The sequence below is a fragment of the Micromonospora sp. HM134 genome (assembly GCF_007833915.1).
In the GTDB taxonomy this organism is placed as follows: Bacteria; Actinomycetota; Actinomycetes; order Mycobacteriales; family Micromonosporaceae; genus Micromonospora; species Micromonospora wenchangensis.
On sequence record NZ_CP041061.1, the window covers coordinates 5350348 to 5371558 of the forward strand.

Sequence of the window (21211 nt, forward strand, 5' to 3'; positions counted from 1 at the left end):
CCGGTGATCCGGCCCACCGGGCCGGCGGAGTCACCCGATCGGGATCAACTACGGTGCGTAGGATTCGCTCCGTGAAGCGATCCGTCCGGTTCCCGGTCTCGACCACCCTGCTGCGCCGCCTCGCGTACGCCTCGATCGTGGCCAACGTGGCCATCGTGGTGACCGGCGGGGCGGTCCGGCTCACCGCGTCGGGGCTCGGCTGCCCGACCTGGCCCCGGTGCACCGACGCGTCCTACACCACCACCGCCGAGATGGGCGTGCACGGGGTGATCGAGTTCGGCAACCGGCTGCTCACCTTCGCCGTCGGGGCGATCGCGCTGGCCACCCTGCTGGCCGTGCTGGCCCACCGGCCCCGGCGCGCCGGGCTGCGCCCGCTGGCGGTGGCGGTGTTCCTCGGCATCCCCGCGCAGGCCGTGATCGGCGGGATCACCGTGCTGACCAACCTCAACCCGTGGGTGGTCGGGCTGCACTTCCTCGCCTCGATGGCGGTCATCGCCGCCGCGTACGCCCTCTGGCGACGGATCGTCGACCCGGACGGGCCGGTGGTGCCGGTGGTGCCCGGGCCGCTGCGTACCCTCGCCCGGCTCACCACCGCCGTCAGCGTCGCCGTGCTGGTGGTCGGGACCTGGGTGACCGGCAGCGGCCCGCACGCGGGCGACCACGGGGCCGCCCGCAACGGGCTGGACCCGGAGACGATCTCCCAGGTGCACGCCGACGGGGTGTTCCTGCTGATCGGCCTCTCCGTCGCGCTGGTCCTGGCGTTGCGGGCGGTCGGCGCGACCGGCCCGGCCCGCGCCGCCCTGGTGCTGGTCGCGGTGGAGCTGGGGCAGGGCCTGATCGGTTTCGTGCAGTACTTCACCCACCTGCCGGCCGTGCTGGTCGCCGCGCACATGCTCGGCTCCTGCCTGGTGCTGCTGGCCACCCTGGCGATGCTCTGGTCGACCCGGCAGCGCCGGCCGGTCGCCGGCGACCCGGCGTCGCCACCGGCCGAGCAGCAGCGGGTGCCGGCCACCGTCTGAGCGTTTCCCCGGGCGGGCCGGCCGGGACCAGGTCGATCGCGCCGGGACGCGGCGACGCCACCGCCGGGCGTGGCCCGGGCGGTCAGCGGCGGGCGAGGTGGACCAGCACCGCGTCGGCGAGCCGCTCGGCGGCACCGTCGGCGTGACCGAGGAACAGCGACGGCTCGGTCAGTTCCAACTCGATCAGCACGGGTGCGCCGTCCGGGCCGGGGATCAGGTCCACCCGGGCGTAGAGCAGCCGCTGCGGGCCGCCGGGGACCTCGGCCAGCACCCGCTCGGCGACGGCCAACTGCTCACCGGTGGCGGTGCGCGCGTCGATCCGCTCCGGCCGGTACAGGCCCTCGACGCCCAGGTCCGGGCCGTCGAGCATGGCGCCCTTGCGGATGGCGTGGCTGAACGTCAGGCCGTCCGGGCCGGCCACGAAGAGCAGCGCGGTCTCCCCGGCGGTGTCCACCGCGTCCAGGTACGGCTGGACCATGGCGGTCCGGCCGGCGGCCGTCAGCCGGCGTACGTGCGCCACGGCCAGGTCCCGGTGGGTCGGGTCGGCGGGGTCGTACCGGCCGGTGTCGAGGCTGCCGGCGCTGACCGTCGGCTTCACCACGTACCGGCCGGGGGTCGGGGGCGGGACCCAGTCGTCGCCCGGCGCGACCCAGGAGGTCGGCACGGTGGGCACCCCGGCGGCGGCGAGTTCACCGAGGTAGCGCTTGTCGGTGTTCCACCGCACCACGTCGGCGGGGTTGACCAGGGTCGGCACCGACGCGGCCCAGGCGACGAACTCGTCGCGGCGCGGGGCGTAGTCCCAGGGTGAGCGGAGCACCACCAGGTCGTAGCCGGCCCAGTCGACCCGGGGGTCGTCCCAGACGGCCGCCTCGCCGGTGACGCCCCGGGCCGCCAGCGGGGCGAGCACGAGCCGGTCGTCGGCGTAGAGGTCGGCGAAACGGGAGCAGGTGACGAGAGCGACCCGGGGTTCCCCCCGGGTCGACTGGTGGTGGGTCGGGTTGTCGGTCAACGGGCCATGGTGCGCCGGGCCATCGACCGCCACAGGTCGTTGCTCGGCCGCATCTGGTCCATCAGCTCACGCTCCCAGGCGTTCTCGACGGCGACTCCCGCCTGGGCGCACGCCTCCCGGGCGGTCACGGTGTCCTCGGCGAACTGGTCGCCCCACGCGCCGTCGGTGCCGACCAGGACGATCCGGGCACCACGCTTGCCGACGTACTCGATGACCGCCTTCGCGCCGCCGTGGGCGGCGGCGAAGGACCTGATGCCCGTGACCAGCCCGGTGGGGGCCGCTCCGGCGGTCTGCTCGGCCGTCAGCGTCGTATCGGAACCTTCTGCCATGACGCGAAGCCTAAGCAGACTTCCACCCCTACGCGCGAGAATCATGAACTATTTGTGATACCAATTACCCGAGGGTTTATCGGAAAGCGCGGGCGTATTGCCCGGCCATGCCGGATAAGTACGGGCATAACGGCCGGGTTGGATCGCCCCGATGTGTCCAGCTTGTGGCACTCACCGAACCCCGAAGAAAATCCCATCATGCGGGCGGAGACCCGAACCGTCCCCGGCGTGTCGCGGCCGTCCGGGCACCGCCACCGGACCCGACGCGGCCCGCCCGCACCGCCCACGGGGAAACGGCGCGGCGGGCACGGCGGAGATCAGAGCAGGGCGTCGAGGGCCACCGCGACGAACACGATGGTCAGGTAGGTCGTCGACCAGTGGAACAGCCGCATCGGCTTGACCGGCTCACCCCGGGTCACCCGCCGGCAGAGCTTGTGCGCCTCGACCAGGAAGACGGCACCCACCACGGCGGTCGGCACCCCGTACACCGCGCTCATGCCCAACGGCCACAGCGCCAGCGAGGTCGCCACCGTCAGCCAGGCGAAGATCAGGATCTCGGCGTTGACCCGCCGGGGCGAGGCCACCACCGGCAGCATCGGGATGCCGGCGCGGGCATAGTCGTCCTTGTATTTCATCGCCAGCGGGTAGAAGTGCGGCATCTGCCAGAAGAAGACCACCGCGAACAGCACCCAGGCCGCCGGGGCCAGCGACCCGGTCACCGCCGCCCAGCCGATCAGCACCGGGGCCGCCCCGCACGCGCCGCCCCAGAAGGTGTTCGCCGTCGTGGTGCGCTTGAGCCAGAGCGTGTAGACCAGGTCGTAGTAGACGATCGCGGCCAGCGTCAGCGCGGTGGCCAGCAGGTTGGTGAACGTCGCCATCAACGCGACCGACACCGCCGCCAGCACCAGCCCGAAGACCAGGGCGCTACGCGGCGAGACGGTGTGCGCCGGCAGCGGACGTCGCTTGGTGCGCCGCATCAACTGGTCGATGTCCCGGTCGATGTAGCAGTTCAGCACGCTCGCCGCACCGGCGGCCAGGGAGCCGCCGACCAGCACCACGGCCATCAGCCACAGCGACGGCAGACCGCCCTCGGCGAGCATCATCGCCGGCACCGTGGTCACCAGCAGCAGCTCCACGATGCGCGGCTTGGTGAGCGTCACGTACGCCGACACCACCGCCCGGACGTCCCGCCGACGGGCCGTCGGCCGCCCGCCCACCGTGCGCACCGGCGGCTGCCCGGCAGAGTTGCTGACGGGGCGCTCGGTGATCATGCTCACGGATTGCCACCTTCCGGCGTCGGCAGGGGAAGTCGGTTCGGCGGGACCCCGTCGGGGTCCACACACCGGACCACACACTACGCGTCGTCGTTTTCGCTGCCCGGGCGACCCGACAACGGTGCGGGCCGTCACACCTGACGGGTGACCGAACGATCCGGCCGGCCCGTACGTAACTGCCTGCTGAGATCCCCGGGCGGACGTTTAGACCCGCTCGATAGGGTCACCAGTGAGGGTTCCGCCCATCTGCCGAGGAGCACAACCATAGTGGCTGCCAACCGACCCGCACTCAACTGGACCGACCTCGACCGCCGGGCCGTCGACACCGTCCGCGTTCTGGCCATGGATGCCGTGGAGAAATCCGGCAACGGCCACCCCGGCACCGCGATGAGCCTCGCGCCCGCGGCGTACCTGCTGTTCAACCGGGTGATGCGGCACAATCCGGCCGACCCGAACTGGCCCGGCCGGGACCGGTTCGTCCTGTCCGCCGGGCACTCCAGCCTCACGCTCTACATCCAGCTCTTCCTCTCCGGCTACCCACTGAGCCTGGACGACCTGAAGTCGCTGCGGCAGTGGGGCTCGCTCACCCCGGGCCACCCGGAGCACGGCCACACCCCCGGGGTCGAGACCACCACCGGCCCGCTCGGCCAGGGCCTGGGCAACGCGGTGGGCATGGCGATGGCGGCCCGCCGCGAGCGGGGCCTGTTCGACCCGGAGAGCGAGCCGGGCACCTCGGTCTTCGACCACCAGATCTGGTGCATCGCCTCCGACGGCGACATCGAGGAGGGCATCAGCCACGAGGCGAGCGCGCTGGCCGGGCACCAGCAGCTGGGCAACCTCACGCTGATCTACGACGACAACGAGATCTCCATCGAGGACGACACCCGCATCGCCAAGAGCGAGGACGTGGCGGCCCGCTACGCGGCGTACGGCTGGCACGTGCAGACCGTCGACTGGCGGGCCGGCGACGCCGACCAGGGCGACTACCACGAGGACGTGGAGGCGCTCTACCAGGCGCTGCTGGCGGCGAAGGCGGAGACCGCCCGTCCCTCGTTCATCGCGCTGCGCACCATCATCGGCTGGCCCGCGCCCAACAAGAAGAACACCGGCAAGATCCACGGCTCGGCGCTCGGCGGCGACGAGGTGAAGGCCACCAAGGAGATCCTCGGCTTCGACCCGCAGCAGAGCTTCCAGGTCGACGAGGAGGTGCTCGCGCACGCCCGGGGGGTGCTGACCCGGGGCACCGAGGCCGAGCAGGCGTGGACCGGCGAGTTCGACAGCTGGGCGCAGGCCAACCCGGAGCGCAAGGCGCTCTACGACCGGATCGCCGGCCGGGTCCTGCCGCAGGGCTGGACGGACGCGCTGCCGACCTTCCCCGCCGACGCCAAGGGCGTGGCCACCCGGGCCGCCTCCGGCAAGGTGCTGGAGGCGCTCGCCCCGGTGCTGCCGGAGCTGTGGGGCGGCTCGGCCGACCTGGCCGAGAGCAACAACACCACCATGAAGGGCGAGCCGTCGTTCATCCCGGCCGCCCACGCCACCAAGGACTTCCCCGGCCACGAGTACGGCCGCACGCTGCACTTCGGCATCCGCGAGCACGCGATGGGCGCGATCCTCAACGGCATCGCCCTGCACGGCGGCACCCGCCCGTACGGCGGCACCTTCCTGGTGTTCAGCGACTACATGCGCCCCTCGGTGCGGCTCGCCGCCCTGATGAAGCTGCCGGTGACGTACGTCTGGACGCACGACTCGATCGGTCTCGGCGAGGACGGCCCGACCCACCAGCCGGTGGAGCACCTGACCGCGCTGCGCGCCATCCCCGGCCTCGACGTGGTCCGCCCGGCCGACGCCAACGAGACCGCCTGGGCGTGGCGGCAGGCGCTGGAGCACACCGACCGGCCGACCGCGCTGGCGCTGAGCCGGCAGCCGCTGCCGACCCTGGACCGGGAGCGGTACGCGGGCGCCGAGGGCACCGCCAAGGGCGGCTACGTGCTGGCCGAGGCGTCCACCGGCAAGCCGCAGGTGATCATCGTGGGCACCGGCTCCGAGGTGCAGCTCTGCCTCACCGCCCGGGAGCGGCTGGAGGCCGACGGCACCCCCACCCGGGTGGTGTCGATGCCCTGCCAGGAGTGGTTCTACGAGCAGGACGAGGCGTACCGGGAGTCGGTGCTGCCGCGCGGGGTGCAGGCCCGGGTGAGCGTCGAGGCCGGGATCGGGATGTCCTGGCGGGGCGTCGTCGGCGACCTGGGCGAGAGCGTCAGCCTGGAGCACTACGGGGCCAGCGCCCCGCACACCGTGCTGTTCGAGCAGTTCGGCTTCACCCCCGACCGGATCGTCGCCGCCGCGCACGCGGCGCTGACCCGGGTGGGCGACATCACCGGTTTCACGACCGGCAACTGAGGGAGTGTGGACGACATGACGGACAGACTGGGTGACCTCACCGCCGCCGGAGTGGCGGTCTGGCTCGACGACCTTTCCCGGGTACGACTGAGCTCCGGCGGGCTGGACCGGCTCCGCCGCGAGCAGCACGTGGCCGGGGTGACCACCAACCCGACCATCTTCGCCAAGGCGCTCAGCGACGCCGACGAGTACAACTGGCAGCTGAAGGACCTCGCCACCCGGGGCATCGAGGTCGAAGAGGCCGTCCGGATGCTCACCACCTACGACGTGCGCTGGGCGTGCGACGTGATGCGCCCGTCGTACGACGGCAGCGCCGGGGTCGACGGGCGGGTCTCCATCGAGGTCGACCCGCGGGTCGCCCACGACGCCGACCGGACGGTCGCCGAGGCCAAGGCGCTGTGGTGGCTGGTGGACCGGCCGAACCTGTTCATCAAGATCCCGGCCACCGAGGAGGGGCTGGCGGCGATCACCGCGACCCTGGCCGAGGGGATCAGCGTCAACGTCACGCTGATCTTCGGGCTGGACCGCTACTCGGCGGTGATGGAGGCGTTCCTCGCCGGCCTGGAGCAGGCGAAGGCCAACGGCCACGACCTGTCCACCATCGGCTCGGTGGCCTCGTTCTTCGTCTCCCGGGTCGACTCCGAGATCGACAAGCGACTGGACAAGATCGGCTCCGACGAGGCCAAGGCGCTGCGCGGCAAGGCCGCCGTGGCCAACGCCCAGCTCGCCTACGAGCGCTACACCGAGGTCTTCTCCTCCGACCGGTGGCAGGCCCTGGCCGACGCCGGCGCCCACCCGCAGCGCCCGCTGTGGGCGTCGACCTCGACCAAGAACCCGGACTACCGCGACGTGATCTACGTCGAGGAGCTGATCGCGCCGGGCACCGTCAACACCATGCCGGAGTCGGTCGTGACGGCGTACGCCGAGCACGGGGAGACCCGGGGCGACACCATCACCGGCGCGTACGACGCGGCCCGGCAGGTCTTCGCCGACCTGGCCGCCGTCGGCATCGACATGGACGACGTGATCGCCACCCTGGAGCGGGAGGGCGTGGAGAAGTTCGAGGCGAGCTGGAGCGAGCTGCTCGACGGCGTCCGCAAGTCGCTGGCCGCCGCGGCGCAGGGCACCGGCGCCCCGAACAAGGCCGCCAAGGGCAACGCCGACGCGGCCCAGCGGGCCGGCGGGAACGCGTGACCAACGGCGTCGGACGCGTCGCGGGGCCGGTCCCCGCGACGCCCCACGCCGCCGGCACCCCGACGGGGTGGCGATGTGAGTGACCTGTTGACCGGCCCGGCCGATGCCGCCGCCGGTCTCGCGGTGCACGGGGCGGACGCGGTCGTATCGACCGCGCCCGCTGCCGTACGGGCCGTCCCGCGCACGCGGGGCGGCCCGGTGGCACCTGCCGGCCGACCCGGGCCGGTGCCACCGCCGCACCTGACCGACAGGCCGGCCGGGCCGGCCCGGCTGCTGGATGCGATCGGACGATGGCGGGCGTGACGATGGACGACATGGACCACACGGAGCGAGGAGGCGGCGTGAATCCGCTGCGCGACGCGCAGGACCGACGACTCCCCCGGATCCCGGAGCCGTGCGCCCTGGTGATCTTCGGGGTGACCGGTGACCTGGCGCGCAAGAAGCTGCTGCCGGCGGTTTACGACCTGGCCAACCGGGGGCTGCTGCCCCCCGGTTTCGTGGTGCTGGGCTTCGCCCGGCGCGACTGGGGCGACGGCGACTTCGAGGCGCTGGCCCACGAGTCGGCCAAGCAGCACGCCCGGACACCGTGGCGCGAGGAGGTGTGGGGCCGGCTGGCCGGCAACATCAAGTTCGTCGGTGGCTCGTTCGACGACGACGCCGCCTTCGACAAGCTCGCCGCGACGCTGAACCAGCTGCGCGACAGCCACGGCATCCACGGCAACGCCGCGTTCTACTTCTCCATCCCCCCGACTGCCTTCCCGGTGGTGCTCAAGCAACTGGCCCGCACCGGGATGGCCGACAACGAGAAGTGCGGCGGCTGGCGGCGGGTGGTGGTGGAGAAGCCGTTCGGCAACGACCTGCCCTCGGCGAAGGAACTCAACGATCTGGTCGACGACGTGTTCACCCGGCAGGACGTCTTCCGGATCGACCACTACCTCGGCAAGGAGACGGTCCAGAACATCCTCGCCCTGCGGTTCGCCAACAACCTCTTCGAGCCGCTGTGGAACTCCAAGTACGTCGACTCGGTGCAGATCACCATGGCCGAGGACGTCGGCATCGGCACCCGGGCCGGCTTCTACGACTCGGTCGGCACCGCCCGGGACGTGCTCCAGAACCACCTGCTCCAGCTGCTCGCCCTGGTCGCCATGGAGGAGCCCACCAGCTTCGACGCCGACGAGATCCGGGCCGAGAAGCTGAAGGTGCTCAAGGCGATCACCCTGCCGAAGGACGTGGCCCGGGGCACCGTACGCGGCCAGTACCTGCCCGGCTGGGTGGGCGGCCAGCGGGCCGTCGGCTACCTCGACGAGGAGGGCGTCCCCGCCGACTCGAACACCGAGACGTACGTCGCCGTGGAGCTGGGCATCCAGAACCGGCGCTGGGCCGGGGTGCCGTTCTACATCCGGGCGGGCAAGCGGCTGCCCCGACGGGTCACCGAGGTGGCCATCATGTTCAAGAAGGCGCCGCACCTGCCGTTCAACGCCGCCGACATGGAGTCCCTCGGCCCCAACCAGCTCGTCATCCGGGTGCAGCCGGACGAGGGCGTGGTGCTCAAGTTCGGCTCCAAGGTGCCGGGCACCACGATGGAGGTCCGCGACATCGCGATGGACTTCCAGTACGGCGAGGCGTTCACCGAGTCCAGCCCCGAGGCGTACGAGCGGCTGGTGCTCGACGTACTGATCGGCGACCGGACGCTCTTCCCGGACGCCGCCGAGGTGGAGCAGAGCTGGGCGGTGGTGGACCCGCTGGAGCACGCCTGGGAGGGCACCAAGCCGGAGCCGTACCGGTCCGGCGAGTGGGGTCCCCGGGCCGCCGACGAGATGCTGGCCCGCGAGGGCCGCGCCTGGCGGCGGGCGTGAACGGGCAGGTAGGTAGCAGGCACAGCGGGCGGACCGGGAGGCACCAGTGATCGGGCTGTGGGACACCACCGGCAACGAGGTGGTCAAGGCGCTCGCCGCCGAACGGCGCAGCGCGGGCGGGGTGGCCAGCGGGATGGCGCTCACCCTGATCGTCGTGGTCGACGAGAAGCGGGTCCGGGACGCGGAGGCGGCGGCCACCATCGCCGCCGCCGCCCACCCGTGCCGGCTGCTCGTCGTCGTGCGCGCCGACGTGGAGCGGGAACGCAACCGGTTGGACGCGGAGATCGTCGTCGGCGGCCGGCTGGGCCCGTGCGAGGCGGTGGTGACCCGGATGTACGGCCGGCTCGCCCTGCACGCCGAGTCGGTGGTGATGCCGCTGCTGGTGCCGGACGTGCCGGTGGTCACCTGGTGGCACGGCGAACCACCGGCGGAGATCGCCACCGACTTCCTCGGGGTGGTCGCCGACCGGCGGATCACCGACTGCGCGCAGGCCGTCGACCCGATCGAGGCGCTGCGGGAACGGGCCCGGGACTACGCCCCCGGCGACACCGACCTGGCGTGGACCCGGATCACCCCGTGGCGCACCCTGGTCGCCGGGGCGTTCGACACCACCGAGGCACGGGTCACCGAGGCGACCGTGGTGGCCCCGCGGACCGACCCGACGGCGGCGCTGATGCGGGGCTGGCTGGCCGCCCGGCTCGGCATCGACCCGCAGTGGCAGCACACCGACGACCACCCGAGGATGCGTCAGGTGCAGCTGCGCTGCGCCAACGGCGACGAGCTGACGCTGACCCGGGACGACAGCCTGGCGACCTTCCGGCGTACCGGCCAGGACGACCGGGTGCTGCCGCTGGTGCGGCGGCCACTCGGCGACGAGCTGGCCGAGGAGCTGCGCCGGCTCGACACCGACCAGGTGTACGCCGAGGCGTTGGGCGCGGCGGCCGGCCTGTCCGGCCTGGAGCAGCGCCCGGCGCAGCGGGTGCACGTCTGGAAGGACCCGGCCACCGCGCGGCGGGCGGAGGCGGGCGTCAGCGCGCACGCCGGCACCAGCACGGCATCCTGACCCGTACGCGGTGGGCGGTCCTGCGGGGCCGCCCACCGGCGTACGGTGCCGGCCCGCCACGGCGGGCGGCGCGGCACGACGAGATCCCCGGTGACACCGGCACCCGGCGGACCGACCGGTTTCCGCCACGACGAGCAGGACCGCGTCGCGCGGTCAGGAAAGGCCAACATGAGTGAGGCGAGTGTCGCCGTGCACGCCGACGCCGACCTGCTGGCGCAGGCGGTGGCGGCCCGGCTGGTGGTGAAGCTGCTCGACGCGCAGGCGGAGCGGGGCGCGGCGTCGATCGTGCTGACCGGGGGGCGGATCGCCGCCGCGGTCTACCGGGCGGTGGGCGCACTGCCCGCCCACGACGCCGTCGACTGGTCCCGGGTGGACGTCTGGTGGGGCGACGAGCGTTTCCTGCCGGCGGGCGACCCGGAGCGCAACGAGACGCAGGCCCGCGCCGCGCTGCTGGACGCGATGCCGCTGGACCCGGCCCGGGTGCACCCGATGCCGGCCACCGACGGCCCGACCGGCGACGACCCGGAGGCCGGGGCCGCCGCGTACGCCGAGGAGCTGGCCCGGGCCGCCCGGCCCGGCCATGCCGCGCTGCCCCACTTCGACGTGCTGATGCTGGGCGTCGGCGAGGACGGGCACGTGGCGTCGGTCTTCCCCGAGCACCCGGTGCACCACGACACCCGGCCGGTCAGCGCGGTGCGGGGCAGCCCGAAGCCGCCGCCGGTGCGGACCACCCTCACCCTGCCGGCGATCAACACCGCCGAGGAGGTCTGGCTGGTCGCCAGCGGGGCCGACAAGGCGCGGGCGGTGGGGATGGCGCTGGCCGGGGCCGGCCCGAAGCAGCTCCCGGCGGCCGGGGTGCAGGGCGTCTCGCGGACCCTGTGGCTGCTCGACCGGGCGGCGGCGGCCGACGTGCCGGCCCGGCTGCGCAGCCTGCGCTGAGCGCGGGGCGGTCCGGCCGCCCACCGGTCGGCTCACGCCGCCGGGGCGGTCACTCCCGGCCGCGACGGCGGCGCAGCGCGGCCAGCGCCTCGGCCAGCAGCGCCTCCCCCTCCTCCGGGGTACGCCGTTCCTTCACGTACGCCAGGTGGGTCTTGTAGGGCTCGGGACGGGTACGTCCGGGCGGGTTCTGCGCGTCCTGGCCGGCGGGCAGGCCGCAGCGCGGACAGTCCCAGACGGCCGGCTCCTCGGCGTCCAACGCCAACCGGATCTCGGTGACATGGTCGTTGCGGCACCAGTAGGTGACCGCGCGGCGGGGGGCCGGCTCGTACCGTTCGGTGGGGCGTTCCGGCCCCGATCCGATCCGTGAACCGCGGATGACGTTGCCACTGGGCACACTCGCTCCTGTCGTCGGAGGGGACCACCGCCTGAGGCGGGCGGTGGACGACGTGGCGGAGAAAACAACTGCGCGCGGTCCGTGACGGACCGCGCGCAGATTGTACGACCTGATCGTGTCGCTCAGGACCCGCTGTTGAGCTGGAGCCGGAGCCAGAGGCCGAGCCCGACGATGCAGGCGAACCAGACGATGCTCACCAGGACGGTGTAGCGGTCCAGGTTCTTCTCGGCCACCGACGAGCCGGCCAGGCTGGAGCTGACCCCGCCGCCGAACATGCTCGACAGCCCGCCGCCCTTACCCCGGTGCAGCAGAATGAGCATGGTGAGCAGAACGCTCGTGATGACCAGCAACACGATCAACGTGTATGCGAACCAGATCGGCATGGCTGGGGTCAGTCCTCTCGTTACGATCCTCGCCCGGACAGATCGGGCACGGCGGCACCGACCGGTGGACGGGCGGAGTCAAGAATAGCGAGCGATCAGGCGACCGTGTGCTCCGGGAAGCGGCAGATCTTCGCGAACTCCTCGGCGTCGAGGCTGGCCCCGCCCACCAGCGCCCCGTCCACGTCCGGCTGGGACATGATCGACGCGACGTTGGACGACTTCACCGAGCCGCCGTAGAGGATCCGGACCTGGTCGGCGGTGCCCTGGTCGTAGGTCTCGACCAGCCGCTTGCGGACCTCCCCGCAGACCTCCTGGGCGTCCTCCGGGGTGGCCGTCTTGCCGGTGCCGATCGCCCAGACCGGCTCGTAGGCGACCACGACCTTGGTGACCTGCTCGGCGGTGAGCCCCTTCAGGGCGCCGTCGAGCTGGTCGCAGCAGTGCGGGACGTGCCGCAGCTGCTCGCGGATCTCCAGGCCCTCACCGATGCACAGGATCGGGGTGAGCCCGTTGGCCAGCGCGGCGGCCACCTTCGCGTTGACGATCGCGTCGTCCTCGTAGTGGTACTGCCGCCGCTCCGAGTGCCCGACCGCCACGTAGGTGCAGCCCAGCTTGGCCAGCATCGCCCCGGAGATGTCCCCGGTGTACGCGCCGGACTGGTACGGCGACAGGTCCTGCCCGCCGTAGCCGATCAGCAGCTTGTCGCCGTCCACCGCCGTCTGCACGGTGCGCAGGTCGGTGAAGGGCGGCAGGACCACCGTCTCGACGGCGGTGAGCTGCTGCTCGGTGAGGCTCGCGGCCAGCTTCTGCACCAGCAGGTTGGCCTCGAGGTGGTTGAGGTTCATCTTCCAGTTGCCGGCCATCAGCGGCCGGCGGGTGACGCTCGCCATCAGTTCTCCAGGGCCGCGATGCCGGGGAGGGTCTTGCCCTCCAGGTATTCCAGGGAAGCGCCGCCACCCGTCGAGATGTGACCGAACGACGACTCGTCCAGGCCGAGCGCCCGGACCGCCGCCGCCGAGTCACCGCCACCGACCACGGTGAACGCGTCGGTCTTGGTGATCGCCTCGGCGACCCCGCGGGTGCCGTTGGCGAAGGCCGGCATCTCGAACACGCCCATCGGGCCGTTCCAGAAGACCGTCTTCGCCTGGGACAGCGCGGCGGTGAAGCCGGCCACCGTCTCCGGGCCGATGTCCAGGCCGAGCCGGTGGCTGGGGATGCCGTCGGCGGGCACCGTGTCGTGCGCGGCGTCCGGGGCGAAGGCGTCGGCCGCCACCACGTCGACCGGGAGCAGGATCTTGCCGTCGGCACGGGCCAGGAGGTTGCCGCAGGTCTCGACCATCTCCTCCTCCAGCAGCGAGGTGCCCACCTCGTGGCCCTGGGCCTTGAGGAAGGTGAAGCACATCCCGCCACCGATGAGCAGCCGGTCGACCTTCGGCAGCAGCGCCTCGATGACCGCCAGCTTGTCGGAGACCTTGGAACCGCCGAGCACCACCACGTACGGGCGCTCCGGCTCACCGGTCAGCCGGGACAGCACCTCCACCTCGCGCAGCACCAGCCGGCCGGCGACGTGCGGCAGCCGGGCCGGCACGTCGTGGACACTGGCGTGCTTGCGGTGCACCGCGCCGAACGCGTCGTCCACGTACGCCTCGCCGAACGCGGCGAGCTGGTCGGCGAAGGCCCCCCGCTCGGTGTCGTCCTTGCTGGTCTCCCCCTTGTTGAAGCGGAGGTTCTCCAGCAGGGCCACCTGGCCGTCGGCCAGCGCGTCCACGGTGGCGCGGGCGGACTCGCCGACGGTGTCGGTGGCGAAGTGCACCGGCGCGTCGAGCAGCTCACCGAGCCGCCCGGCGACCGGGCGGAGGCTGTACTGCGGGTCCGGGGCGCCCTTCGGACGACCCAGGTGCGAGCAGACCACGACCTTCGCCCCGGCCTGCACCAGCGCGCCCAGGGTGGGCAGGACGGCCCGGATCCGGCCGTCGTCGGTGATCTCCCCGGTCTGCTTGTCGAGCGGGACGTTCAGGTCGGCGCGCACCAGCACGCGCCGACCTGACACCCCCTCGGCGAGCAGGTCGTCGAGGTTGCGGATGCTCACAGAGCTAACTCTCCGTTCGTGACTGCGGGGCTCGCAAGCTCACTCCTCGCACTCACAGCGAGGAACCCACCAGCTTGACCAGGTCGACGAGCCGGTTGGAGTAGCCCCACTCGTTGTCGTACCAGCCGACGACCTTGACCTGGTTGCCGATGACCTTGGTCAGCGGCGCGTCGAAGATGCACGACGCCGGGTCGGTGACGATGTCGGACGAGACGATCGGGTCCTCGTTGTAGACCAGGATGCCCTTGAGCGGGCCGTCCGCGGCGGCCTTGATCGCGGCGTTGACCTCGTCCACGGTGGTCTCCCGGCCGACCTCGACGGTCAGGTCGGTGGCCGAGCCGGTCGGGATCGGCACCCGCAGCGCGTAACCGTCCAGCTTGCCCTTGAGCACCGGCAGCACCAGCCCGATCGCCTTGGCGGCACCGGTCGAGGTGGGGACGATGTTCAGCGCGGCGGCGCGGGCCCGACGCAGGTCCTTGTGCGGCGCGTCCTGGAGGTTCTGGTCCTGGGTGTACGCGTGGATCGTGGTCATCAGGCCCTTCTCGATGCCGAAGGTGTCCTGGAGGACCTTCGCCATCGGGGCCAGGCAGTTCGTGGTGCACGACGCGTTCGAGATGATGGTGTGCTTGGCCGGGTCGTACTGGTCGTGGTTGACGCCCATGACGACCGTGACGTCCTCGTTCTTCGCCGGGGCGGAGATGATGACCTTCTTGGCCCCGCCGTCGACGTGCGCCTTGGCCTTGGTGGCGTCGGTGAAGAAACCGGTGGACTCGATGACGACGTCCACGCCGGCGTCGCCCCACGGCAGCTTCGCCGGGTCCTTCTCGGCGTACGCCTTGATGGTCTTGCCACCGACGGTGATCTCGTCGGCGGTGGCCTTGACCTCGTGCGGCAGGCGACCGAGGATGCTGTCGTACTTGAGCAGGTGGGCGAGCGTCGCGTTGTCGGTCAGGTCGTTCACGGCGACGACCTCGATGTCGGCGCCGGACGCCAGCACGGCCCGGAAGAAGTTACGGCCGATGCGGCCGAAGCCGTTGATGCCAACCCGGATGGTCACAGGTCCCATCTCCTCGCGTTCTGGTCCGCCGACGTCAGAACCGGGCCGGCGGAGGTGTGTGCGCCGGCCGGTGAGCCGGCCGTTGACGATTCGTCTCGGCCACCCCGCCACGGTCTGGGAGGACCTGACCGCCCGAGGCGGCGTGCACGGCGAGGAGTGCCTGTGCCGGCCCCCTTGCCGTACCCATCGACCCTATCCGAGCGTGCCCCGCCGCGATGCGGCGGGTGGTGACCCCGTCGGGTCGACGGCACGGCACGCCCCACCCACCCGACCCGGGGCACGTCACGCCCGCCGGCCCGTGCCTCGCACGCGCCCGCGGGATGGCGGCCCACCGTCCTATCAGACCACGAGCATGTCCGGCGTGACGGCCGCTTCGGTATCCGGGATGCCCAGGTCACGGGCCCGTTTGTCGGCCAGCGCCAGCAGCCGGCGGATCCGCCCGGCGATCGCGTCCTTGGTCAACGGCGGGTCGGCCAGCGCGCCCAGTTCCTCCAGCGACGCCTGCCGGTGCTCCAGCCGGAGCTGACCGGCCGAGGTGAGGTGGTTCGGGGCGTCGTCGGCGAGGATCTCCAACGCCCGGGTGACCCGGGCGGCGGCGGCCACCGCGGCCCGCGCCGAGCGGCGCAGGTTGGCGTCGTCGAAGTTCGCCAGCCGGTTGGCGGTGGCCCGCACCTCGCGGCGGACCCGGCGCTCCTCCCAGGCCAGCACGCTGGAGTGGGCGCCGATCCGGGTGAGCAGCGCGGCGATCGCGTCGCCGTCCTTGACCACCACCCGGTCCACCCCGCGCACCTCGCGGTTCTTGGCGGTGATGCCGATCCGGCGGGCCGCGCCGACCAGGGCCAACGCCGATTCCGGACCCGGGCAGGTGATCTCCAGCGCGCTGGAGCGGCCCGGCTCGGTCAGCGAGCCGTGCGCCATGAACGCGCCCCGCCAGGCCGACACCGCGCAGCAGACGTTCGCCGCCACCACGTGCGGCGGCAGGCCGCGTACCGGCCGGCCCCGGACGTCCAGCAGGCCGGTCTGCCGCGCGAGGGCCTCGCCGTCCTTGACCACCCGGACGATGAAGTGGCTGCCCTTGCGCAACCCACCGGAGGCGAGCACGTGGATCTCGCTGGGATAGCCGTAGACCTCGGCGATCTCCCGACGCAGCCGGCGGGCCACCGCCCCGGTGTCCAGCTCGGCCTCCACCACCACCCGACCGGAGACGATGTGCAGCCCACCGGCGAACCGCAGCAGCGCGGCCATCTCCGCCCGCCGGCAGCACGGCTTGGGCACGTCGACCCGGCTCAGCTCGTCCTTGACCGCAGCCGTCATCGCCATTGTGCGCCCCCTCACGGACCGGTACCGGCGTGTCGCCGGTGATTACGTACGTGCTTAACGATCGGAGCCCAGGACAGGCACCAGTGCCGCGGCCAGGGCGGCCGGATCGTGACGGGGTGTGCCGTCGTCGACGGCGACCGGGGCGAGGACCAACCGGGCACCCAGCGATTCTGCCGCACGCCCGACCGGTTCGGGATCACCCACCGCCTTGGAGTCGGCCACCACGTAATCCACGGTGAGCTGCGGAAGGTACCAGCGCAGGGCGGCCAGGTGGTCGGCCACCGAGAGCCCCAGGGTCTCCTGTTCGGCGGCCAGGTTGAGGGTGACCAGCCGCCGGGCCGGGCTGGTCACGATCGCCTCGGCCAGCCCCGGCACCAGCAGGTGCGGCAGGACGCTGGTGTACCAACTCCCCGGCCCGAAGATCAACCAGTCCGCCCCGCCGACCGCGGCCACCGCCTCCGCGCAGGCCACCGGGGCGTCCGGGGTGATCCGCAGCGCCTCCACCGTGCCGGTGGTCACCGCCACCTGGTGCTGGCCGCGCACGGTGCTCACCTCGTCGGGGCGGGTCGGGTCCGTCCCGCGGACCCGGGCCTCGATGTCCACCGGCTGGGCGGACATCGGCAGCACCCGGCCGACCGCGCCGAGCATCGCCCCGGCGTGCGCGAGCGCGGCGACCGGGTCGCCGAGCTGCTCCATCAGGCCGCAGAGCACCAGGTTGCCCACCGCGTGACCGGCCAGCCCGTCGCGGGGGTCGCCGGCGAACCGGTGCTGGAACAGCCCGGCGCTGCGCCGGGTGGCCGGATGGTCCCCGGCCAGCGCCACCAGGGCCTGCCGCAGGTCCCCCGGGGGCAGGCCGCCGCGTTCGGCGCGCAGCCGGCCGCTGGAGCCGCCGTCGTCGCCGACGGTGACCACGGCGGTGATGTCCAGTTCGAGTTCCCCGGCGCAGTGCCGCAGCGCCCGAAGCGAGGCGGACAGGCCGTGTCCCCCGCCGAAGGCGACCACCGACGTCGCCGTCATTCCCGCCCCAGGTCCCGGTGCTGCGCGTTGGCGGCCAGCCCCGACTGGCGCAGCCGCTCGGCCAACTCCTCGGCGATCGCCACGCTGCGGTGCTTGCCGCCGGTGCAGCCGACGGCGACCGTCAGGTACCGCTTGCCCTCCCGTTCGAACCCGGCGGTCGTGGCGTTGACCAGGTCGGCGTACGAGGCCACGAAGGCGTCCGCACCCTCCTGGCCGAGCACGTACGCGCTGACCGCCGCCTCCCGACCGGTGTGTTCCCGCAGCTCGGGCACCCAGTACGGATTCGGCAGGAACCGGGCGTCGAGCACGAAATCGGCGTCCGGCGGCAGCCCGTACTTGAAGCCGAAGGAGAGCACGGTGAGCCGCAGCCGGCGGGCGTCCTCCCCGCCGAACAGCTCCTCGACCCGGCGGCGGAGCTGGTTGACGTTGAGGTGGCTGGTGTCGATGATCACATCGGCCTGGTCCCGGGCCTCCTCCAGCAGGGCCCGCTCGACGGCGATCCCGTCGGCCAGCCGCCCCTCACCCTGCAACGGGTGCGAGCGACGGACGCTCTCGAACCGCCGGATCAGCACCTCGTCGTCGGCGTCGACGAAGACCACCCGGGGCGAGAAGCCGCGTTCCTTGAGCTCCCGGATCGCCCCGGCCAGGTCGGTGGAGAAGGCCCTCGACCGGACGTCCAGCACCATCGCGGTACGCCGGGCCGCCCCGCCGGCCTTCATCGCCAGCTCGGCCATGTCCAGCATCAGCGCCTGCGGCAGGTTGTCCACCACGTAGTAGCCGACGTTCTCCAGGGCGCGGGCGACGGTGCTGCGGCCACCGCCGGACAGACCGGTGACGACCACCAGCGTGGTGTCCGACTCCGCCGTGCCGCCCTCGACGTACCCGCCGGTTGTCCGCGCCTCGACCATCCCACCACTCCCGCTTCGTGGCGGCGGGCCCCCCGGGGCCCCTTACCGCACAGGGTCAGTCGACGACTCTATCCCGGCGGGCGGCGTCGATCCCGGCACGCCCGGCGGCGGGTCGCCCGGTGGGTCCGGCCCGGCATCCGACCAGCATCCGGAGCACTACCTGGCGCACAACGGTATGCCTGTCCGTCATAAACATGACGGACAGGCATACCGCCGAACGGCAGACGCATGTCGCCACCTCCATGCCCCGGCGGCGACGGACCGGTCGCCTAGCTGCCGTCGTGTTCGGCGGTGGCGCGGGAGGTGGAATGGCCGGCCTGCGCCCGCAGCGTGCTCTCCCACACCGGGTCCGTGGCCGCCCACTCGGCGACCAGCGCCGCCAGCCGGCGCGCGGGCAGAGCACGCGCGAGCACGGTCAGCTCCGCGACCCGGGGGTCGACCGCCAAGGTCGACTGCGGGGTGGCCGTCGAGGACCACGCGAAGCCGTCAGCCAGGGCGGCGGCGGTCAGGGCCACCGCGTGCGCGCACAGGTCGGTGTCGGCGGCGCAGTCGCACTCGGCGGTGAAGCCGTCCGCCGTGACCCCCACCCAGACCTCGTACGGCGGCTGTCCCGTCGCGCGGATCACCCCGGCCACCCCGCCGCCGACCGGGTCGATCTCCGCCGGCTGGCCGGCGACCGTCAGTTCGTCCGCCGCTGCGCAGACGTCGGCCCCGGCCGCGTCCCGGAGCGCGTCGATGTCGATGCGTACCGCCATCGGGCCATCCAACCGCAGCGGATCGACGCCGGTGACGTCAGGGCGGTGCCTGCCGCCGTCCGGGGAAGGACGGGGAAGGCTCGGCGACGGGGGGGCGTCGTGGACGGCGGTGTCGGGGCGGGTCCGTAGACTCCCCGGATGGCCTCCCCCACCGAGCTGCGTGCCTCCGACGCCCTCGACGTGCTCCGCCGGGTCTTCGGCTACGACGCCTTCCGGGGCTTCCAGCAGGAGGTCATCGACCACGTGGTGGCCGGTGGGGACGCCCTGGTGCTGATGCCCACCGGTGGCGGCAAGTCGCTGTGCTACCAGGTCCCGGCCCTGGTCCGCGACGGCGTCGCGGTGGTCGTCTCCCCGCTGATCGCCCTCATGCAGGACCAGGTCGACGCGCTGACGGCGGTCGGCGTCCGCGCGGGGTTCCTCAACTCCACCCAGGACTACGCCGCCCGGCGCGCGGTCGAGCAGGCATTCGTCGCCGGGGACTTGGACCTGCTCTACCTCGCCCCGGAGGCGCTGGGCACCCGGGGCGTGCAGCAACTGCTCGACCGGGGGCGGATCGGCCTGTTCGCCATCGACGAGGCGCACTGCGTGTCCCAGTGGGGGCACGACTTCCGCCCCGACTACCTGGCCCTGTCGATGCTGCACGAACGGTGGCCGACGGTGCCCCGGATCGCGCTGACCGCGACCGCCACCAGCGCCACCCGGGCCGAGATCGCCACCCGGCTCCAGCTCACCGGGGCGAAGCACTTCGTGGCGAGCTTCGACCGGCCCAACATCCAGTACCGGATCGTGCCCAAGAAGGAGCCGCGCAAGCAGCTGCTGGCCCTGCTACGCGACGAGCACCCGGGCGACGCCGGCATCGTCTACTGCCTGTCCCGCGCCTCGGTGGACAAGACCGCCGAGTTCCTGGTCGCCAACGGGATCGCCGCGCTGCCCTACCACGCCGGCCTGGACGCGGGCACCCGCGCCGCCAACCAGCAGCGGTTCCTGCGCGAGGACGGCCTGGTCATGGTCGCCACGATCGCCTTCGGGATGGGCATCGACAAGCCCGACGTCCGGTTCGTGGCCCATCTCGACCTGCCCAAGTCGGTGGAGGGCTACTACCAGGAGACCGGCCGCGCCGGCCGGGACGGGCTGCCGTCGACCGCCTGGCTCGCCTACGGCCTGCAGGACGTGGTGCAGCAGCGCAAGATGATCGAGACGTCCGACGGCGACCTCGCCCACCGGCGTAACCTCGCCACCCACCTGGATGCCATGCTGGCGCTCTGCGAGACGGTCCGCTGCCGCCGGGTGCAACTGCTCGAATACTTCGGTCAGCCCGGCACCGCCGACTGCGGCAACTGCGACACCTGCCTGACCCCGCCGGAGACCTGGGACGGCACGGTGGCCGCGCAGAAGCTGCTGTCCACCGTCTACCGGCTGGACCGGGAACGCAACCAGCGCTTCGGCGCCGGGCACTGCGTCGACATCCTGCTCGGCAAGCAAAACGACAAGATCAGCCAGTACGGCCACGACGCGCTGAGCACCTTCGGCATCGGCACCGAGCTGCGCGAGGCGGAGTGGCGCGGGGTGGTCCGGCAGTTGCTCGCCGAGGGGCTGTTGGCGGTCGAGGGCGACTACGGCACGCTGGCGCTCACCGAGGCCAGCGCGGAGGTGCTGGGTCGCCGCCGCACAGTGACCATGCGCCGGGAGCCGGAGAAGGTGGCCTCGGCCCGGTCGGCGAAACCGCGCGGCGCGGCCACCGTGGTCGCCGAGCTGTCCCCGGCGGCCTCGTCGCTGTTCGAGCGGCTGCGGGCCTGGCGGGGGGCCACCGCCAAGGAACAGGGCGTGCCGGCGTACGTGATCTTCCACGACGCGACGCTGCGGCAGATCGCCACCGACGCCCCCACCTCGCTGGCCGAGTTGTCGGGGATCAGCGGTGTCGGCGAGAACAAGCTCGCCAAGTACGGCGAGTCCATCCTCGCCGTCCTCGCCGACCAGCCCTGACTCCCTCCTTGGTCCACTCCCGTGGGCCGATGTTGCGGTATCCCCACCTGTCGGACACCGCAACTTCACCCCCCGACCGACTCCGACCAGACCCGACCGGCCCGCTCACGGCCCGGCCGCCGTTGACCCACTCCTGTGGGCCGATAGTGCGGTATCTCCGCGCCCGGACACCGCAACTTCGCCCCCGTTGAGTCGATCACGCCCAGCCGTCGGGCCAGGACAGGGCCG

Annotated in this window: 20 protein-coding genes; 8 read left to right on the forward strand and 12 right to left on the reverse strand. The window is 72.7% G+C overall.

What is annotated here, in order from left to right; translation table 11 throughout:
• Positions 1-53 precede the first annotated feature (53 nt).
• Entirely contained in the window at positions 54-1019 is a 966-nt protein-coding gene (locus tag FJK98_RS23010) for a heme A synthase (protein ID WP_194822974.1), read from the forward strand.
• A gap of 82 nt (positions 1020-1101) precedes the next feature.
• Here FJK98_RS23010 and FJK98_RS23015 read toward each other — a convergent pair whose 3' ends face one another.
• The 3 genes from FJK98_RS23015 to FJK98_RS23025 all read right to left on the reverse strand — a co-directional run bounded on the left by FJK98_RS23015 (position 1102) and on the right by FJK98_RS23025 (position 3634).
• On the reverse strand, positions 1102-2028 hold the full coding sequence (locus tag FJK98_RS23015; RefSeq protein ID WP_145920860.1) for a RimK family alpha-L-glutamate ligase: 927 nt from the start codon (positions 2026-2028) through the stop codon (positions 1102-1104).
• Positions 2025-2357 (reverse strand): hypothetical protein, encoded by a 333-nt coding sequence (locus FJK98_RS23020; RefSeq protein ID WP_145920861.1) that lies wholly within the window; start codon positions 2355-2357, stop codon positions 2025-2027. The genes FJK98_RS23015 and FJK98_RS23020 overlap by 4 nt, the downstream gene beginning before the upstream one ends.
• A gap of 317 nt (positions 2358-2674) precedes the next feature.
• On the reverse strand, positions 2675-3634 hold the full coding sequence (locus FJK98_RS23025) for a heme o synthase (RefSeq protein ID WP_145920862.1): 960 nt from the start codon (positions 3632-3634) through the stop codon (positions 2675-2677).
• Positions 3635-3898: 264 nt separating this feature from the next.
• Here FJK98_RS23025 and tkt point away from each other — a divergent pair, with 264 nt between their 5' ends.
• The 6 genes from tkt to pgl all read left to right on the forward strand — a co-directional run bounded on the left by tkt (position 3899) and on the right by pgl (position 11080).
• Complete coding sequence (tkt, locus tag FJK98_RS23030; protein WP_145920863.1) at positions 3899-6028, forward strand: transketolase; 2130 nt, start codon at positions 3899-3901, stop codon at positions 6026-6028.
• 15 nt (positions 6029-6043) lie between these two features.
• A complete protein-coding gene (gene tal / locus FJK98_RS23035) occupies positions 6044-7222 on the forward strand; it encodes a transaldolase (RefSeq protein WP_145920864.1) in 1179 nt (392 codons plus the stop codon).
• 75 nt (positions 7223-7297) lie between these two features.
• A complete protein-coding gene (locus FJK98_RS23040; RefSeq protein WP_145920865.1) occupies positions 7298-7525 on the forward strand; it encodes a hypothetical protein in 228 nt (75 codons plus the stop codon).
• An 11-nt stretch (positions 7526-7536) separates the two neighbouring features.
• A complete protein-coding gene (gene zwf / locus FJK98_RS23045) occupies positions 7537-9078 on the forward strand; it encodes a glucose-6-phosphate dehydrogenase (protein ID WP_145920866.1) in 1542 nt (513 codons plus the stop codon).
• Positions 9079-9124: 46 nt separating this feature from the next.
• Positions 9125-10141 carry a glucose-6-phosphate dehydrogenase assembly protein OpcA gene (locus tag FJK98_RS23050; protein WP_145920867.1) on the forward strand — a complete coding sequence of 339 codons (1017 nt, stop codon included), beginning with the start codon at positions 9125-9127 and terminating at the stop codon, positions 10139-10141.
• A 168-nt stretch (positions 10142-10309) separates the two neighbouring features.
• Positions 10310-11080: a 6-phosphogluconolactonase gene (gene pgl, locus FJK98_RS23055; protein WP_088645094.1), complete on the forward strand. Its 771-nt coding sequence runs from the start codon at positions 10310-10312 to the stop codon at positions 11078-11080.
• Between the two features lie 49 nt (positions 11081-11129).
• Here pgl and FJK98_RS23060 read toward each other — a convergent pair whose 3' ends face one another.
• The 9 genes from FJK98_RS23060 to FJK98_RS23100 all read right to left on the reverse strand — a co-directional run bounded on the left by FJK98_RS23060 (position 11130) and on the right by FJK98_RS23100 (position 19000).
• Complete coding sequence (locus FJK98_RS23060; protein WP_088645051.1) at positions 11130-11474, reverse strand: RNA polymerase-binding protein RbpA; 345 nt, start codon at positions 11472-11474, stop codon at positions 11130-11132.
• A 122-nt stretch (positions 11475-11596) separates the two neighbouring features.
• Positions 11597-11857 (reverse strand): preprotein translocase subunit SecG, encoded by a 261-nt coding sequence (gene secG, locus FJK98_RS23065; RefSeq protein WP_088645052.1) that lies wholly within the window; start codon positions 11855-11857, stop codon positions 11597-11599.
• A 95-nt stretch (positions 11858-11952) separates the two neighbouring features.
• Positions 11953-12744 (reverse strand): triose-phosphate isomerase, encoded by a 792-nt coding sequence (tpiA, locus tag FJK98_RS23070; RefSeq protein ID WP_088645053.1) that lies wholly within the window; start codon positions 12742-12744, stop codon positions 11953-11955.
• Positions 12744-13943: a phosphoglycerate kinase gene (gene pgk, locus FJK98_RS23075; RefSeq protein WP_145920868.1), complete on the reverse strand. Its 1200-nt coding sequence runs from the start codon at positions 13941-13943 to the stop codon at positions 12744-12746. Before pgk ends, tpiA begins: the two co-directional genes overlap by 1 nt.
• Positions 13944-13995: 52 nt before the next feature.
• Complete coding sequence (gene gap, locus FJK98_RS23080; protein WP_145920869.1) at positions 13996-15000, reverse strand: type I glyceraldehyde-3-phosphate dehydrogenase; 1005 nt, start codon at positions 14998-15000, stop codon at positions 13996-13998.
• A gap of 339 nt (positions 15001-15339) precedes the next feature.
• On the reverse strand, positions 15340-16320 hold the full coding sequence (whiA, locus tag FJK98_RS23085) for a DNA-binding protein WhiA (protein ID WP_067304387.1): 981 nt from the start codon (positions 16318-16320) through the stop codon (positions 15340-15342).
• A 54-nt stretch (positions 16321-16374) separates the two neighbouring features.
• Positions 16375-17337: a uridine diphosphate-N-acetylglucosamine-binding protein YvcK gene (yvcK, locus tag FJK98_RS23090; protein ID WP_145920870.1), complete on the reverse strand. Its 963-nt coding sequence runs from the start codon at positions 17335-17337 to the stop codon at positions 16375-16377.
• On the reverse strand, positions 17334-18245 hold the full coding sequence (gene rapZ, locus FJK98_RS23095; RefSeq protein ID WP_145920871.1) for an RNase adapter RapZ: 912 nt from the start codon (positions 18243-18245) through the stop codon (positions 17334-17336). Before rapZ ends, yvcK begins: the two co-directional genes overlap by 4 nt.
• Before the next feature lie 269 nt (positions 18246-18514).
• On the reverse strand, positions 18515-19000 hold the full coding sequence (locus FJK98_RS23100; protein WP_145920872.1) for a hypothetical protein: 486 nt from the start codon (positions 18998-19000) through the stop codon (positions 18515-18517).
• A gap of 138 nt (positions 19001-19138) precedes the next feature.
• Here FJK98_RS23100 and recQ point away from each other — a divergent pair, with 138 nt between their 5' ends.
• Positions 19139-20983, forward strand: coding sequence for a DNA helicase RecQ (gene recQ / locus FJK98_RS23105; protein ID WP_145920873.1), 1845 nt, complete (start codon positions 19139-19141; stop codon positions 20981-20983).
• Positions 20984-21211 lie beyond the last annotated feature (228 nt).